We start from the raw sequence: 16,480 nt of genomic DNA, 5'->3' as shown, positions 1-16,480 counted from the left end.
ATATAAGGATTTTCGGTTTAGGAATCAGTGCGAGCTGACTCCTAAACCTTTTTGTGCTTTTATATTTTAGGTTCAATAAATAAGTTGATAGATGACTCCAAATACTACAGAAAGGATTAGTTTTGCTTCCATCCAGAACAGGTTAAATTACCCTGATTTACTGGAGGTGCAATTAAAATCTTTCCGCGAATTTTTTCAAATGGGAACCACTCCCGAAGAGCGGACATTGGAGGGGTTGTATCAGGTGTTCAACGAGAACTTCCCAATTACCGACACAAGGAATAACTTTGTGTTAGAGTTTCTTGATTTCTCGATTGATCCGGCCCGTTACACCATTCCAGAGTGCATTGAAAGAGGTTTAACGTACAGTGTACCTCTAAAAGCCAAGTTAAAATTGTATTGTACCGATCCTGAGCATGAGGATTTCGATACAGTTGTACAAGATGTATACTTAGGCACAATCCCTTATATGACCGATAAGGGTAGCTTCATTATTAACGGAGCTGAGCGTGTTGTTGTTAGTCAGTTGCACCGTTCACCTGGTGTATTCTTCGGACAGAGCGTACACGCCAATGGTACAAAATTATACTCTGCACGTATAATCCCTTTCAAAGGGTCATGGATTGAGTTTGCTACCGATATCAACAGTGTGATGTATGCCTACATCGACCGTAAGAAAAAGCTTCCGGTAACAACACTGTTAAGAGCCATTGGTTACGAAGGTGATAAAGACATTTTAGCCATCTTCGATTTGGCCGACGAAATTAAAGTTAATAAAGCAAGCCTTAAAAAAGTTGTTGGCCGTAAGCTGGCAGCTCGTGTTCTAAAGAGTTGGATCGAAGACTTCGTAGATGAAGATACAGGTGAAGTTGTATCTATCGAACGTAACGAAGTAATCATCGACCGTGAAACCATCATCACTGATGAGCACGTTGAGGAAATTATTGACTCCGGTACCAAAACAATTCTTCTTCATAAAGAGAATCAAAACCTTTCTGATTTCGCGATTATTTACAATACACTTCAGAAAGACCCATGTAACTCTGAAAAAGAAGCTGTAGTTCACATCTACCGACAGTTGCGTAATGCTGAGCCACCTGATGAGGCAACAGCTCGTGACGTCATCGACAAATTATTCTTCTCTGACAAGCGTTATGACTTAGGAGAAGTTGGTCGTTACCGATTGAACAAAAAATTAAACCTGAGTACCGACTGGGAAAACAAAGTGTTAACTCGTGAAGATATTATCGCGATTATCAAACACTTAATACAGTTGATTAACTCAAAAACTGACGTTGATGATATTGACCACTTAAGTAACCGTCGTGTAAGAACCGTTGGTGAACAAATGGCTAATCAATTTGGTGTTGGTTTAGCACGTATGGCACGTACTATTCGTGAACGTATGAATGTGCGTGACAACGAAGTATTTACTCCAATTGACTTGATTAACAGCAAGACTTTATCTTCTGTAATCAACAGTTTCTTTGGAACAAATGCTTTATCTCAGTTTATGGATCAAACGAATCCACTGGCTGAGATTACTCACAAGAGACGTATGTCAGCTCTTGGACCTGGTGGTCTTTCGCGTGAAAGAGCAGGTTTCGAGGTGCGTGACGTTCACTATACTCATTACGGACGTCTTTGTCCGATTGAAACACCGGAAGGGCCAAACATTGGTTTGATTTCTTCTTTGTGTGTTTATGCTAAGATTAATGATCTTGGTTTTATTGAAACGCCCTACCGTAAGGTAGAAGATGGTCAGGTTGACTTATCTAACGAGGGTGTTTCATACTTAACTGCTGAAGAGGAAGAATCGAAGATTATTGCCCAGGCTAATGCACCATTAAAAGAAGATGGTCATTTCCAAAATGAGCGTGTAAAAGCACGTGAAGAGGGTGATTTCCCGGTTGTAGAGCCAGCTGAAGTTCACATGATGGACGTGGCGCCTAACCAGATTGCTTCGGTTGCTGCATCATTAATTCCTTTCTTAGAGCACGATGATGCGAACCGTGCACTGATGGGATCAAACATGATGCGCCAGGCAGTTCCTTTATTACGTCCTGAATCTCCAATTGTAGGTACAGGTCTTGAAGGTAAATTAATTCAGGATTCACGTACACACATTGTTGCAGAAGGCGATGGTGTTGTTGAGTATGTAGATGCTGATGAAATTGTTATACGTTACGACTTGACTGATGATGAGCGCTTTGTAAGCTTCGAAGGTGAAACGAAACGTTACCCAATCGTTAAGTATCAAAAGACTAACCAAAGTACCTGTATCGATGTGAAGCCTCTTGTTAGCAAAGGACAACGCGTAGAGAAAGGTATGATTCTTACTGATGGTTACTCAACCGAAAAAGGAGAGCTTGGTCTTGGACGTAACCTTAAAGTGGCCTTTATGCCATGGAAAGGGTACAACTTTGAGGATGCGATTGTAATCTCGGAAAAAGTGGTTCGTAACGATGTATTTACTTCAATTCACATCGATGAATACTCTTTAGAGGTGCGAGATACAAAACGTGGTTTAGAAGAGCTAACTTCTGATATTCCAAACGTAAGTGAAGAAGCAACTAAAGATCTTGACGAAAACGGTTTAATTCGAATTGGAGCGCACGTAACCCCAGGTGACATCTTAATTGGTAAGATTACACCAAAGGGAGAGAGCGACCCAACACCGGAAGAGAAATTATTGCGTGCTATCTTTGGTGAAAAAGCTGGTGATGTTAAAGATGCATCATTAAAAGCTTCGCCATCATTGAAAGGTGTTGTAATTGATAAGAAGTTATTTTCCCGTATCGTTAAGGATCGTAAGTCAAGAACTTCTGAAAAGAGTCAGATTGCTAAGATTGATGAGGATTTCATCAGAGGTACTGAAGAGTTGAAAGGACGTTTAGTAGACAAATTGTTTACTCAGGTGAACGGTAAAACATCACAAGGTGTTAAAGATTACTATGAAGTTGATGTTGTTTCTAAAGGAACTAAGTTCACTCAGAAGATCTTAAATGATATTGATTATATCAATGTAAATCCTAACAAGTGGACGACTGATAAGGACAAGAATGAACTTATCGCCAAAGTAATTCACAACTACAGGATGAAATATAAAGAGTTGGAAGCGAAAGAAAAACGCCAAAAGTACAATGTGACTATTGGTGATGAACTTCCAGCTGGTATCGTACAACTTGCTAAAGTTTATATCGCTAAGAAACGTAAGATTACAGTAGGTGATAAGATGGCAGGTCGTCACGGTAACAAAGGTATCGTTTCGCGTATTGTTCGAGCAGAAGATATGCCATTCTTAGAAGACGGAACGCCTGTGGATATCGTATTGAACCCACTAGGTGTACCATCGCGTATGAACCTTGGACAGATTTATGAAACTGTTCTTGGTTGGGCCGGATTGAAGTTAGGCGTTAAGTTTGCAACTCCTATTTTCGATGGTGCTAAGATGGAAGATATGAACAAGTGGACGGATGATGCCGGTGTTCCAAGATATGGTCGTACTTATCTTTACGATGGTGGTACTGGAGAACGTTTCCACCAGCCAGCAACAGTAGGTGTTATTTATATGCTGAAGCTTGGTCACATGGTTGAAGATAAGATGCACGCGCGTTCAATCGGTCCTTACTCATTAATTACGCAGCAACCATTAGGTGGTAAAGCACAGTTTGGTGGTCAGCGTTTTGGTGAGATGGAGGTATGGGCATTAGAAGCCTTTGGTGCCGCTAATATCCTGCAAGAAATCTTGACTGTTAAGTCGGATGACGTGATTGGTCGAGCTAAAGCTTACGAATCAATCGTTAAGGGTGATGGACTACCACAACCAGGTATTCCTGAATCATTGAACGTATTGCTTCATGAGATGAGAGGTCTTGGACTAAGTGTGAACCTAGAATAATAGTCTGATCGAAGAGAGAGGCTCTGTGCTTCTCTCTTGATAACCATATTATATAATTTACAATAATACTCTACGCTATATGGCATTTAGAAGAGATCAGAAACAAAAGAGTAACTTCAATAAAATCACGATTGGACTAGCTTCTCCTGAAGAGATTCTGGAGATGTCGAGTGGTGAGGTATTGAAGCCAGAAACAATAAATTACCGTACATACAAACCTGAGCGTGACGGATTATTCTGTGAGAGAATTTTCGGTCCTGTTAAGGATTACGAATGTCACTGTGGTAAATATAAGCGAATTCGTTACCGTGGCATCGTTTGTGATCGATGTGGGGTAGAGGTAACAGAGAAAAAAGTACGTCGTGAGCGTATGGGACACATCTCATTGGTGGTGCCTGTTGCACACATTTGGTACTTTAAGTCGTTGCCAAACAAAATTGGTTACTTACTTGGTTTGCCAACTAAAAAGTTGGATACCATCATTTATTACGAACGCTATGTTGTAATTAATCCTGGTATTAAAGCTGAGGATGGCATCAATAAAATGGATTTCTTGACAGAAGAGGAATATTTAGATATTCTGGAAACACTTCCGAAAGAAAATCAGCATCTTGATGACGATGATCCAAATAAGTTCATCGCTAAGATGGGTGCAGAAGCATTGCACATGTTGCTAGGTCGAATTGATTTAGATTCTTTATCATACGATTTACGTCACAAGGCTAACACAGAAACATCTCAGCAACGTAAAAATGAAGCCTTAAAGCGTTTGAATGTTGTAGAATCATTCCGCGATTCACAAGGTATTAACCGTCCTGAATGGATGGTTGTGAAAGTGGTGCCAGTTATTCCGCCGGAATTACGTCCACTAGTACCATTGGATGGTGGTCGTTTTGCAACATCTGACCTTAACGATTTGTATCGTCGTGTTATTATCCGTAATAACCGTTTGAAGCGATTAATTGAAATTAAGGCGCCTGAAGTAATTTTGCGTAATGAGAAACGTATGCTTCAGGAATCTGTTGATTCATTGTTTGATAACTCACGTAAATCAAATGCTGTTAAAACAGATTCAAACCGTCCATTAAAATCTTTAAGTGACAGCTTAAAAGGTAAGCAAGGACGTTTCCGTCAGAACCTACTTGGTAAGCGTGTTGACTATTCAGCTCGTTCGGTTATTGTTGTAGGTCCTGAATTAAATATGCATGAGTGTGGTTTGCCAAAAGATATGGCAGCCGAGCTATATAAGCCGTTTGTGATCCGTAAGCTAATTGAGCGCGGTGTTGTTAAAACGGTAAAGTCTGCAAAGAAAATTGTAGATCGCAAAGACCCTGTTGTTTGGGATATTCTTGAAAACGTGTTGAAAGGTCATCCGGTTCTGTTAAACCGTGCCCCAACGCTTCACCGTTTAGGTATTCAGGCTTTCCAACCAAAATTAATCGAGGGTAAAGCCATTCAGTTACACCCATTAGCATGTGCGGCATTTAACGCCGACTTCGATGGTGACCAGATGGCTGTTCACTTACCATTAGGTAATGCGGCTATTTTGGAAGCTCAAATGTTAATGCTGGCTTCACAAAACATCTTAAACCCGGCTAACGGTGCACCTATTACAGTACCATCTCAGGATATGGTCTTGGGTCTGTACTACATGACTAAAGCGCGTGAAGGTGCCAAAGGTGAAGGTTTGATGTTCTATTCTCCTGAAGAGACAAAGATTGCTTTCAACGAAAAACGTGTTGACTTACATGCTATCGTTAAAGTTAAGACTTTGGATACCGATGAGAATGGTGAAATTGTAACTAAAGTTATTGAAACAACTGTTGGTCGAATTCTTTTCAACGAATTTGTACCAAACGAAGCTGGATATATCAATACGGTTCTTACGAAGAAGGCCTTACGTGATATCATTGGTGATGTACACAAAGTATGTGGTACGCCACGTACAGCTAACTTCCTGGATGATATTAAGAACCTTGGATACCGTATGGCATTCGAAGGTGGTTTGTCTTTCAACTTAGGTGACGTAATTATCCCTGCTGAGAAAGAAACGCTCGTGCAAGAAGGATACGATGAGGCTGAGGAAGTGATGAATAACTATAATATGGGTTTCATCACCAACAACGAGCGTTACAATCAGATTATCGATATCTGGACGCATGTTAATGCTCGTCTGACGCAGACATTGATGAACCAGATTAGTACGGATAACCAAGGGTTTAACTCAGTTTACATGATGCTTGATTCTGGTGCGAGGGGTTCTAAAGAACAGATTCGTCAGTTATCAGGTATGAGGGGTCTGATGGCCAAGCCGCAGAAAGCTGGTGCTGAAGGAGGTCAGATTATTGAAAACCCAATTCTTTCTAACTTTAAAGAAGGTCTATCGGTACTTGAGTACTTTATTTCTACTCACGGTGCTCGTAAAGGTTTGGCGGATACCGCCCTTAAAACTGCCGATGCGGGTTACCTGACACGTCGTTTGGTCGATGTATCTCAGGATGTAGTTATCCTTGAAGAAGATTGTGGTACATTACGCGGATTGACAGCTACTGATATTAAGAACAACGAGGAAGTTGTTGCATCGCTTTATGAGCGTATCTTAGGTCGTGTATCTGTTCATGATATTCACCACCCAAGTACAGGTGAACTAATCATCAAGTCCGGTCAGGAGTTTAGTGAAACAGCTGCTAAGATTGTTGATGAATCACCAATTGAGCGTGTTGAAATTCGTTCGGTACTGACATGTGAGTCGAAGAAAGGTGTTTGTGCTAAGTGTTACGGACGTAACCTGGCTACTGGCCGTATGGTTCAGTTAGGTGAGTCTGTTGGTGTTATTGCTGCTCAGTCAATTGGTGAGCCGGGTACACAGTTAACACTTCGTACCTTCCACGTAGGGGGTACTGCGGGTAACATCACTTCAGAAAACAAAATTCTTGCTAAGTACGATGGTATTGCTGAAATTGAAGAATTACGTACTGTTCCATCGAAAACTGAAGAAGGAGAAGACGTTGATGTGGTAATTGGTCGTTTGGCTGAATTGCGTATCATCGATAAGAATACAAATATTGCTTTAACAACTCACCCAATTCCTTATGGTGCTAAGCTTTTCATTAAGAATGGTGCAGAAATTAAGAAAGATGACGTGATTTGTGAGTGGGATCCTTATAACGCGCTTATTATCTCTGAGAAAAAAGGTAAGGTGGCTTTCGAAAATATGATCGACGGCGTTACTTTTAAAGAAGAGTCAGATGAGCAAACTGGTTTCCGCGAAAAAGTGATTACTGAAACGCGTGATAAAACTAAGAATGCCGGCTTACGTGTGGTAAGTGCTGACGGTGAAGTGTTGAAAAACTACAACTTACCGGTAGGTGCTCACATGGCTGTTGAAGAAGGAGATGATGTAGCACAGGGGCAAATCCTTGCTAAAATACCTCGTGCAGTTGGTAAAGCAGGCGATATCACCGGTGGTCTTCCACGTGTAACCGAGTTGTTTGAAGCCCGTAACCCAAGTAACCCAGCTGTGGTTTCTGAGGTTGATGGAGAGGTAACATTCGGTAAGATTAAACGTGGTAACCGCGAAATTATCGTGACCACTAAAGCTGGCGATGTGAAGAAGTATTTGGTTTCGTTATCGAAACAGATTCTTGTTCAGGAGAACGATTATGTTCGTGCCGGTACACCACTTTCTGACGGTGCAACAACACCTAATGATATCTTAAGTATCAAAGGTCCTACTGCCGTTCAGGAGTACATTGTAAACGAGGTACAGGATGTATATCGTCTACAGGGTGTAAAGATTAACGATAAACACTTCGAAATTATCGTTCGTCAGATGATGCGTAAAGTAGACATCGCTGATCCGGGTGATACGAAGTTCCTTGAAAAGCAGATTGTGGATAAAGTTGAATTCATGGAAGAAAACGACAATATCTGGGGTAAGAAAGTAGTTGAAGATGCTGGTGATTCATCAACATTGAAAGCTGGCATGATTATTACAGCCCGTCGTTTACGAGATGAAAATTCACAATTAAAGCGTCGTGACCTTCAGTTAGTAACAGCTCGTGAAGCTATTCCAGCGACATCGGGTCAGGTACTACAAGGTATTACGCGTGCTGCACTTCAAACGAAGAGCTTTATGTCGGCTGCTTCCTTCCAGGAAACAACCAAAGTTCTTAATGAAGCGGCTATTCAGGGTAAAGTTGATAAATTAGACGGCTTGAAGGAAAATGTGATTTGTGGTCACTTAATTCCTGCAGGTACTGGTGTGCGTAACTTCACTAAGGTTGTTGTAGGTTCGAAAGAAGAATACGATAGCCTGGTGAGTAAAAAAGCAGCCAGCGAAGAGATGGAGTAAATTAATTTATTGAGATAGAGAATGAGGGGAAGCACAATTGTGTCTTCCCCTTTTTTCAAAATGATATAACTATGGAAGACAAGAAGAATCAAAACCAAATTAACATTGAGTTGAATGAGGAAGTTTCTCAGGGAACTTATTCAAACCTGGCCATTATCACCCATTCGCCTGCCGAATTTGTGGTTGACTTTGTTAGGATTATGCCCGGTGTACCCAAAGCTCAGGTTAAATCTCGTGTGATTTTAACACCCGAACATGCTAAGCGTTTAATGAATGCGCTGAAAGATAATATTGCACGTTATGAGTCGTTGCACGGACCAATCAAAAATACCGATAATAATGGGCAGGGTCCAACGATGCCAATGAATTTTGGACCGGCAGGGCAGGCGTAAATATTGAAGATATTTGGAGTGAAACGGGGCAGCATTGTTCCGTTTTTTTTATTTTTACTAAAAATGTTGCTTATGTGCCCTCCAAAAACAATCATCTATCTTTTTTTTATTAGTATCCTATTTACATCATGTCAATCAAAAGCTTCTGAAGACGACCTAAAACTCAGACTAGGATGTGAGCAAAGGGAAGAATACCTGCCATTATTATTGAATAAAAAAGTTGGCCTTTTGGTTAATCACACTTCAGTGGTGAATGGCGTTCATATTGTTGATACCCTTTTAGCACAGAATATTCAGGTCACGAAAATATTCGCTCCGGAACATGGTTTTAGAGGTAAAGCTGATGCGGGTGAGCAAATAGATGACAATATAGATTCTAAAACAGGTATCCCGGTCATTTCGCTATACGGAAAGCATAAAAAGCCGACTAGGGATGATTTGTCTGGTTTAGATGTTGTAATATTCGATATTCAGGATGTGGGAGCACGTTTTTATACCTATATCTCATCCATGCACTACATGATGGAAGCTTGTGCAGAGAATAATGTTAAGATGCTAGTTTTTGATCGCCCCAACCCTAATGGTGATTACTTTGATGGGCCTATTTTGAAAAAAGAATTTAAGTCCTTTGTAGGTATGCATCCAATTCCTGTTGTTCATGGATTAACAGTAGGAGAGTTAGCTCAAATGATTAATGGTGAAAAGTGGTTAAAGGACTCGATACAATGTGATTTAACTATTTTGGAGATGGATAATTACCAACATGATATGTCGTATTCATTACCAATTAAGCCTTCACCTAATTTACCCAATGATATTTCCATTCGTTTATATCCATCGTTATGCTTCTTTGAAGCAACTGATGTTAGTGTTGGGCGTGGAACCTATATGCCGTTTCAAGTTATTGGTTATCCCGATTCTACTTTTGGTGAATTCACTTTTACACCTGTTAGCATTGATGGAATGTCGAAATATCCGCCACAACAAGATAAACTCTGCTATGGTGTTGATTTGCGAAACGAACCATTATCACATCGTTTAAGTTTGAGCTATTTGCTCGATTTTTACAAGAAATCAAGTTATAATGAATCATTTATCAGTAATGAGCGTTGGTTTAATTTGCTGGCAGGAACTGATAAATTGCTAGAACAGATAAAATCTGGTTTAACAGAAGAGCAAATTCGTGAAACCTGGCAAGTTGAATTGGATAAATATGCCAAAATTCGCAATTACTACCTTATTTACCCATAAGCGATGAAAATTAGAATAATAGGAATTGTTACATTCTTGATAATAGGTCAGTTACATATGGTTGGCCAAAATCAATTTTCTTCTTGTGTAGAGCCAGTTGACAGTATTGTAAAGCATTTTCAGGTCATTCGCCAATCGGGTGATAACTTTCCCATTACCGATTTAGAGTCGGAGAAAATAGGCTTTCTGATCAATGATAATGCGGAGGAATGGAACAATTATATTCTTCGTTATAATGATGTCCCTATTTACAAAGCTCACAATTTGGATATTATTGAGCAAGTTGAGAGTGACTTCATTGAGCATTTGATAGTTGTGGCAGACAGCCTGTACAATAGAAATCAGCTATTGGAACTACAGAAAGTCACTAAACTTTCTTTATTGTTATTTGGAGATTCGTTGTGTGAAAGCTTAAAGGCACATGCTCGTGTCGCGACCAATGCATTGTATTGTTATAAGAATTGTTCCTTATCAAGAGATCTATCCATTCAATATGTATTTCGTGGATTTGATTTAAAAGAGGGTGGTGTAAGTTGGAATAAAAGTAACCGCCTAAATTATTTGCCTGCTGAATTTCATGGTTTAAATGGACCTAACATTAAACACAAAGTCGATTCAATAGCCCAGAAAGCCACAGAAGAGGGAGCTTTCCCGGGATGCCGTATATTAGTTGCGTATAAAGGAACGGTGATTTTTAATGAATCCTACGGTTTTCATACTTTCAATAAGCGGGTGAAGGTTCAGCAACATGATGTTTATGATCTGGCATCGGTGACGAAAATTTCCGGGCCGCTGCCTTTGATTATGAAAGCCTGCGATGAGAATCTGATGGATTTAGATGCGGCATTCTATACCTATTGGCCTGATTGGAAGAAGCGTTTGTTTCATCGCTCTAATAAGGAAGAGATGACCTTGCGCGAAGTATTGGCACATCAGGCCCGATTAACGCCTTATATTAATTATTATCCTTGGTTGTTAAATGATGGGCATTTAAATGATAAGTATTTCCAATTACATGCTTCAGACAAATATGCTCTGAAGATTGATGATAATTTATATCTTTCTACAGCTTTTAAAAAGAAGGTTTACAAGGCTATTCGTAAATCACCGTTGCTCGATGAGGCCAAATATAAGTATAGCGGTTTATCGTATATGATTTATCCCCAGCTGCTTTCTGAGTTATATCAAAATGAATTTGAAAGCTTATTGTATAAGAACTTTTTCACCCCCTTAGGAGCCTCTTCTCTAGTATATAATCCAATGGACAAAATGGAGGATAATCGAATTGTTCCAACCGAATATGATGGTAACTTTCGTAAGAAGCAAATAAAAGGCGTGGTGCATGATGAAGCGGCAGCTGTTATGGGCGGTGTTTCGGGTAATGCCGGTCTGTTTTCAAGTGCAGATGATTTAGCTAAACTTATGCAAATGTATCTTAACAGGGGAAGTTATGCCGGAAAAGAATACATCTCAGAAGAAGTAATTGATGAATTTTCAAAAGTGCAGTATCCTGATAATGAAAATAGGCGAGGAGCAGGATTTGATAAGCCTTTGTTTGGCAACGATACCTTATCAATAAAAGAAAGCTATCCGGCTCCTGGTGTTAGCTCGAAAAGTTTCGGACACAGTGGCTTTACCGGCACATTTGTGTGGGTTGATCCAGAATATGAGTTGGTGTATATCTTTTTGTCGAATAGAGTTTATCCAAGCCGAAACAATAGGTTAATCTACCAGATGAATGTGCGACCAAGCATCCAGCAGATTTTCTATGATGCCATTAAAGAGAAAGAATCTACCAGTCTTCTGGTAAATCCTGATTAGGCTCCGGATATTCCGGCTTGCTATTCATTTTATAAAAAATCTGATTTTCGGTAATATCCATTTCAATCACTTTCATATGAATCAGGTTGATCAGTATTTTTTCTGCTTTGCGTGGGCTAATATTGGCCATGCCACAAAACTTCGAAAATGTGATATAACCATGAACACCTAGATAAGTTAGAAGCTTACTCTCTGCATATTTAATTTTTAATAATGCCCCTCCTGGTTGTTTGTCGCGCTTCCATACTTCAGTCAGGATTCGATTGGCCACTAAATTTTGGTCTTTCACTCTAACATAATAAGTAGGCTTACCATCTTTATCTGGAGCAGAGTGTGGACGATTTTTACTCTTCTCAATGATGATCTCCAATACTGTTTTGCCTTCGATTTCCCATTTGCGTGTTTCAAACTTAACACCAGGGCGACAATGGCGACTAGCTGCTGACTCAATCATGTAGTATTCTTCGTCGGATTCAATGCCGGCAATCTTTCCATTATCCTTTACGCCAATTAGCAAGCGACCACCATCCGTATTGGCAAAAGCGGCAATTGAGCGGGCTATCTTTTTTGTATCTGTAATTGCAAATTTGAAATCCTGTGTCTGGTGTTCACCTTCCAGAATCATTTGCTGCAGTTCTTTCTTATCCACTGTTGTATATTTTGTGCAAAGATCGGAAAAATGACAGGATTAATAAAACCTTCTGCCTGAATTACTGATATTTTTAGTTAAAGTATTCAAAATGCTTAAATAGTTATTAATATGTTGATAATAAGTTATTAAGAATGAGTATTAATAATGAATAAAATCTGTAATCATGAGATTTGTCATGGAATTAAATGTTAAAAAATCTTAACTTTTAAAGAAATAATTCTTTATACCAATAATTTTTTAACAACCCTTAAATCAACAATTATGGCTGAAGTTAAACAATTGGTAAAAGGATTGGCAGACCTACATGGCCGGTCAATGGAGAGCCTTTTACCTATTCTTCAAGGAATCGTTCACCAGGAACAGCACATTTCAGAAGATGCCATGGTGGAAGTGGCGCGAGAGCTGAATATATCAGCTGCTCAAGTTTATGGAACTGCCACTTTCTATTCATTTCTTCATACTAAACCGCTCGGAAAGTATGTGATTCGTGTATGTAAAACCATTACCTGCATGATGCATGGAAAAAATCAGATAATTGAAGAACTGGAGACAGTTTTGAAGATTAATTTGGGCGAAACCACACACGACCGTAAGTTTACTTTGCTCGAAACAAATTGCCTTGGTCAATGTCATAAAGGGCCGGCAATGCTTATTAATGATGAGCCCTACACCGAACTAACGCCGGAAAAAGTGCGTGAAATAATTATGGAATATAAACAAAAGGAAATCAATGCTAACTGATTTGTGGTTAGTTCCTCATCTGATTTCATAAAACACGCAACAATATGAATAAGAACTTACAAAGACTCGATCTTATTTTTAAGAACGAATATGATACAGATATCATTTTAAAGAAGACATTCGCAAAAAAAAATGATGAAGTAATTAATGATCTAATCAGCTCAGGTCTTAAGGGGCGTGGTGGTGCTGGTTTTCCAACGGGTTTAAAATGGAAGTTGGCCGCCGAAGCTCAAGTCGATGAGAAATTTGTTATTTGTAACGCAGACGAAGGCGAGCCGGGAACATTTAAAGATCGTGAAATACTATCCAGCGTACCGCATAAGGTTTTATCAGGGATGGCTGTTTGTGCTAAAATAATCGGAGCTCAAAAAGGTTATATATATCTTCGAAGCGAATACACATTTCTTAAACCACAGTTGCTTAAGGTGATTGAAGAGTTTCATCAACTGCTCGATACGCTCAAGTTAAATTTTAGAGTAGAGATATTTATGGGTAGTGGGGCATATATCTGTGGAGAAGAGAGTGCCTTATTTGAAAGTATGGAAGGTAAACGTGGCGAGCCACGCAATAAACCACCTTTCCCAACTGATTTTGGTTACAAAGGTAAACCAACGGTTATCAATAATGTAGAAACCTTGGCCCATACTTACTCAATCTTCAAATATGGGCCTGATAAATTTAAAGATTTGGGTATTCAGGATTCGCGTGGATCTAAAGTATTTTCAGTCTCGGGAGATACACCAATTCCTGGAATTTACGAATTAGAGTTTGGTATGTCGTTGCAAAAGTTTGTTGACGATTTTGGAGATGGTGACTCCAAGGCTGTGCAGGTTGGTGGTGCCTCTGGTTTTTGTGTACCGCGTAAGCGATTTGGTAAGACAGTCATTGGTTACCAAGGAAAGCTTCGCGGAACATCATTACCAACAGGAGGTTCCATGATGATTTTTAACTCTTCACGCTCGATGTATAATGTGTTGCATAATTACCTCGATTTCTTTGTCGAAGAATCATGTGGTCAGTGTACACCTTGTCGGGTGGGTACTCAACAATTATTAATTGGTATTCAGGCCGTGAAAAAAGGTGAACAACCATCTGCTTACCTTGATAAACTACTTGATTTAGCAGAGGCTATGCGTGTAACGGCAAAATGTGGTTTGGGACAATCGGTTGCCAACTCATTTTCATCAATTGTTGAGAATTTCCGTGAGGAAATGATTTACTAACCTTAAACTCTTGATTATGTCAGATAAGATTAATCTAAAAATAGATAATATAGCAGTTAGTATACATGGAGGAGCCACAATACTAGAAGCAGCTAAGAAAATAAATGTCCGTATACCAACACTTTGTCATCACGAAGATTTATGTGTGGCCGGTAATTGTCGGGTGTGCGTAGTAGAACAGGTTGGTAGTGATCGGTTAATACCTGCATGCGCTATGCCGGTGGCTGAGGGTATGGAAATTCAGACCAACAGCATGAAAGTGCGAAATGCACGCAAACAAATTGTTGAATTGTTAGTGAGTGAGCACCGGGCTGATTGTACACGTTGTTACAAAAATGGTAAATGTGAGTTGCAAGAGCTTTCATCCGAATATATTGTTGGTGAAGGTGGGTTTATCGACCTGATTGCCTATAAAGGTTTTACTATAGATAACTTTTCGCCATCTATTATAAAAGACGACAGCAAGTGTATTCGTTGTCAACGATGTGTTAGAACATGTGATCAGTTGCAGAGTATTGGTGCACTTACTGTGGCACATAAAGGAGAACACATGAAAGTTTCTTCATTCTTTGATAAACCGATGTTTGAAGTTGTCTGTACCAATTGTGGACAGTGTGTTAACCGTTGTCCGACGGGAGCATTAACTGAAAAAACATACCTCGACGAAGTGTGGTCGGCGCTTAATTCAGATACGAAACATACCGTGGTTCAGACTGCTCCAGCCGTTCGGATTGCATTGGGTGAGGCATTAGGGATGCCTCCAGGTGAAATTGTAACTGGTAAAATGGTTTCTGCCCTGCGTCGCTTAGGTTTTAGCTCAGTTTTGGATACTGATTTTACGGCTGATTTAACAATTATAGAAGAAGGTAACGAGTTGTTACAGCGGTTAAAAAAGGTTGTTAAAGAAAAAGATGACAGTGTTAAATTGCCAATGACAACATCTTGTTCGCCAGGATGGGTGAAGTTTATCGAACATGCTTTTCCAGAGTATTTACCCAATGTATCAACAGCCAAATCTCCTCAGCAGATGTTTGGAGCATTAGCTAAAACCTTCTATGCTAAAAAAATGAAGATTGATCCCCAGGATATGGTCAGCATTTCTATTATGCCTTGCACAGCTAAGAAGTATGAAGCTGATCGTCCAGAAATGCGTAGTAGTGGGTTTAAAGATGTTGATTATGTATTGACAACAAGGGAGTTGGCGTTGATGATTAAGCAGGCCGGAATTGATTTTGCATCGTTACCCGATGATGAGTATGATAGTTTAATGGGAGAATCGAGTGGTGCCGCTGTTATTTTTGGTGCTACAGGAGGTGTTATGGAAGCAGCTTTGCGTACGGCTTACGAAGTGGTTACTGGTCGTGAAGTGCCTTTTGAAGGTTTAAATATTACACCGGTTCGTGGTATGGAAAACATCCGTGAGACCAGCATAAAGATTGAAAATGTACTGCCAGAATGGGATTTCCTTGAAGGGGTTGAGCTTAAAACCTGTGTAGCACATGGTTTAACCAATGCCAAGCATGTGATGGAAGCGGTGCGTGACGGTAAGGCTGAGTATCACTTTATCGAGATAATGGCTTGTCCGGGTGGTTGTCTTGGTGGTGGTGGACAACCTATACCAACATCGCCTGCTATTCGTCAAAAGCGGAGCGAGGCTATTTATCGCGAAGATGAGTTGAAACCAATTCGGAAATCACATGAAAATCCTGAAGTCGTTCATCTTTACGAAGAATTTCTGAAAGAGCCTCTTGGTAAAGTATCGCATAAATTACTTCATACACATTATACTGAACGAAATAGGTATTAATAATTAGTAAGAAACCGGCTGTGGTCGGTTTCTTTTTATTATTTTAAACTTGTTTTTCGAGTTTATTGATTATGGAAACTAAACATGAGATTGTAATTTGCCTAGGAAGTTCTTGTTTCTCAAGAGGAAATAAAGATGTGCTAGAGGTCGTAAAAGTGTTTTTAAAAGAACATAAATTATCGGCTGAGGTTTTTTTTCATGGCGATTTATGTGGTGGTAAATGCGAAGAAGGGCCCGTTTTGAAAATCGATGACCAGTTTTTTTCGCAGGTTACTGTTGATAATGTTTACGAAATACTTACCAGTTATTTTGAAGTAGAACAGGAGAAGTAAGAATTT

At 39.7% G+C, this 16,480-nt stretch carries 10 protein-coding genes; 9 read left to right on the top strand and 1 reads right to left on the bottom strand.

From position 1 onward, the window contains the following. Positions 1–91: 91 nt before the first annotated feature. The 5 genes from rpoB (at position 92) to J1N10_RS00470 (ending at position 11,719) form a co-directional block, all read left to right on the top strand. Positions 92–3,901, top strand: a complete 3,810-nt coding sequence (gene rpoB, locus J1N10_RS00490; protein WP_262324712.1) for a DNA-directed RNA polymerase subunit beta — start codon at positions 92–94, stop codon at positions 3,899–3,901. Positions 3,902–3,980: 79 nt separating this feature from the next. Next, positions 3,981–8,255: a DNA-directed RNA polymerase subunit beta' gene (rpoC, locus tag J1N10_RS00485; RefSeq protein ID WP_262324711.1), complete on the top strand. Its 4,275-nt coding sequence runs from the start codon at positions 3,981–3,983 to the stop codon at positions 8,253–8,255. A gap of 71 nt (positions 8,256–8,326) precedes the next feature. Then, positions 8,327–8,647 (top strand): DUF3467 domain-containing protein, encoded by a 321-nt coding sequence (locus J1N10_RS00480; RefSeq protein ID WP_262324710.1) that lies wholly within the window; start codon positions 8,327–8,329, stop codon positions 8,645–8,647. 72 nt (positions 8,648–8,719) lie between these two features. Further along, on the top strand, positions 8,720–9,898 hold the full coding sequence (locus tag J1N10_RS00475) for an exo-beta-N-acetylmuramidase NamZ family protein (RefSeq protein WP_262324709.1): 1,179 nt from the start codon (positions 8,720–8,722) through the stop codon (positions 9,896–9,898). A 3-nt stretch (positions 9,899–9,901) separates the two neighbouring features. Next, the gene (locus tag J1N10_RS00470; RefSeq protein ID WP_262324708.1) at positions 9,902–11,719 is read left to right on the top strand and encodes a serine hydrolase domain-containing protein; all 1,818 of its coding nucleotides are present in this window, start codon (positions 9,902–9,904) and stop codon (positions 11,717–11,719) included. On the opposite strand, the gene J1N10_RS00465 is transcribed toward J1N10_RS00470, so the two are convergent. Then, positions 11,691–12,368 carry an AlbA family DNA-binding domain-containing protein gene (locus J1N10_RS00465; protein ID WP_262324707.1) on the bottom strand — a complete coding sequence of 226 codons (678 nt, stop codon included), beginning with the start codon at positions 12,366–12,368 and terminating at the stop codon, positions 11,691–11,693. The two genes, J1N10_RS00470 and J1N10_RS00465, sit on opposite strands and share 29 nt — an antisense overlap. Before the next feature lie 264 nt (positions 12,369–12,632). On the opposite strand from J1N10_RS00465, the gene nuoE reads away from it, so the two are divergent. From nuoE to J1N10_RS00445, 4 genes are all read left to right on the top strand, one after another. Then, positions 12,633–13,112, top strand: coding sequence for an NADH-quinone oxidoreductase subunit NuoE (nuoE, locus tag J1N10_RS00460; RefSeq protein WP_262324706.1), 480 nt, complete (start codon positions 12,633–12,635; stop codon positions 13,110–13,112). 44 nt (positions 13,113–13,156) lie between these two features. After that, positions 13,157–14,335: an NADH-ubiquinone oxidoreductase-F iron-sulfur binding region domain-containing protein gene (locus tag J1N10_RS00455; RefSeq protein WP_262324705.1), complete on the top strand. Its 1,179-nt coding sequence runs from the start codon at positions 13,157–13,159 to the stop codon at positions 14,333–14,335. Positions 14,336–14,351: 16 nt separating this feature from the next. Then, positions 14,352–16,142, top strand: a complete 1,791-nt coding sequence (locus tag J1N10_RS00450; RefSeq protein ID WP_262324704.1) for an NADH-dependent [FeFe] hydrogenase, group A6 — start codon at positions 14,352–14,354, stop codon at positions 16,140–16,142. 71 nt (positions 16,143–16,213) lie between these two features. Continuing rightward, complete coding sequence (locus tag J1N10_RS00445) at positions 16,214–16,474, top strand: NAD(P)H-dependent oxidoreductase subunit E (RefSeq protein WP_262324703.1); 261 nt, start codon at positions 16,214–16,216, stop codon at positions 16,472–16,474. Positions 16,475–16,480: the final 6 nt, after the last annotated feature.

It is taken from the genome of Carboxylicivirga litoralis, assembly GCF_025499605.1.
Classification (GTDB): domain Bacteria; phylum Bacteroidota; class Bacteroidia; order Bacteroidales; family Marinilabiliaceae; genus Carboxylicivirga; species Carboxylicivirga litoralis.
The sequence above is the reverse complement of the archived record's forward strand: the minus strand, read 5'-3'. Positions and strand labels throughout refer to the sequence as shown.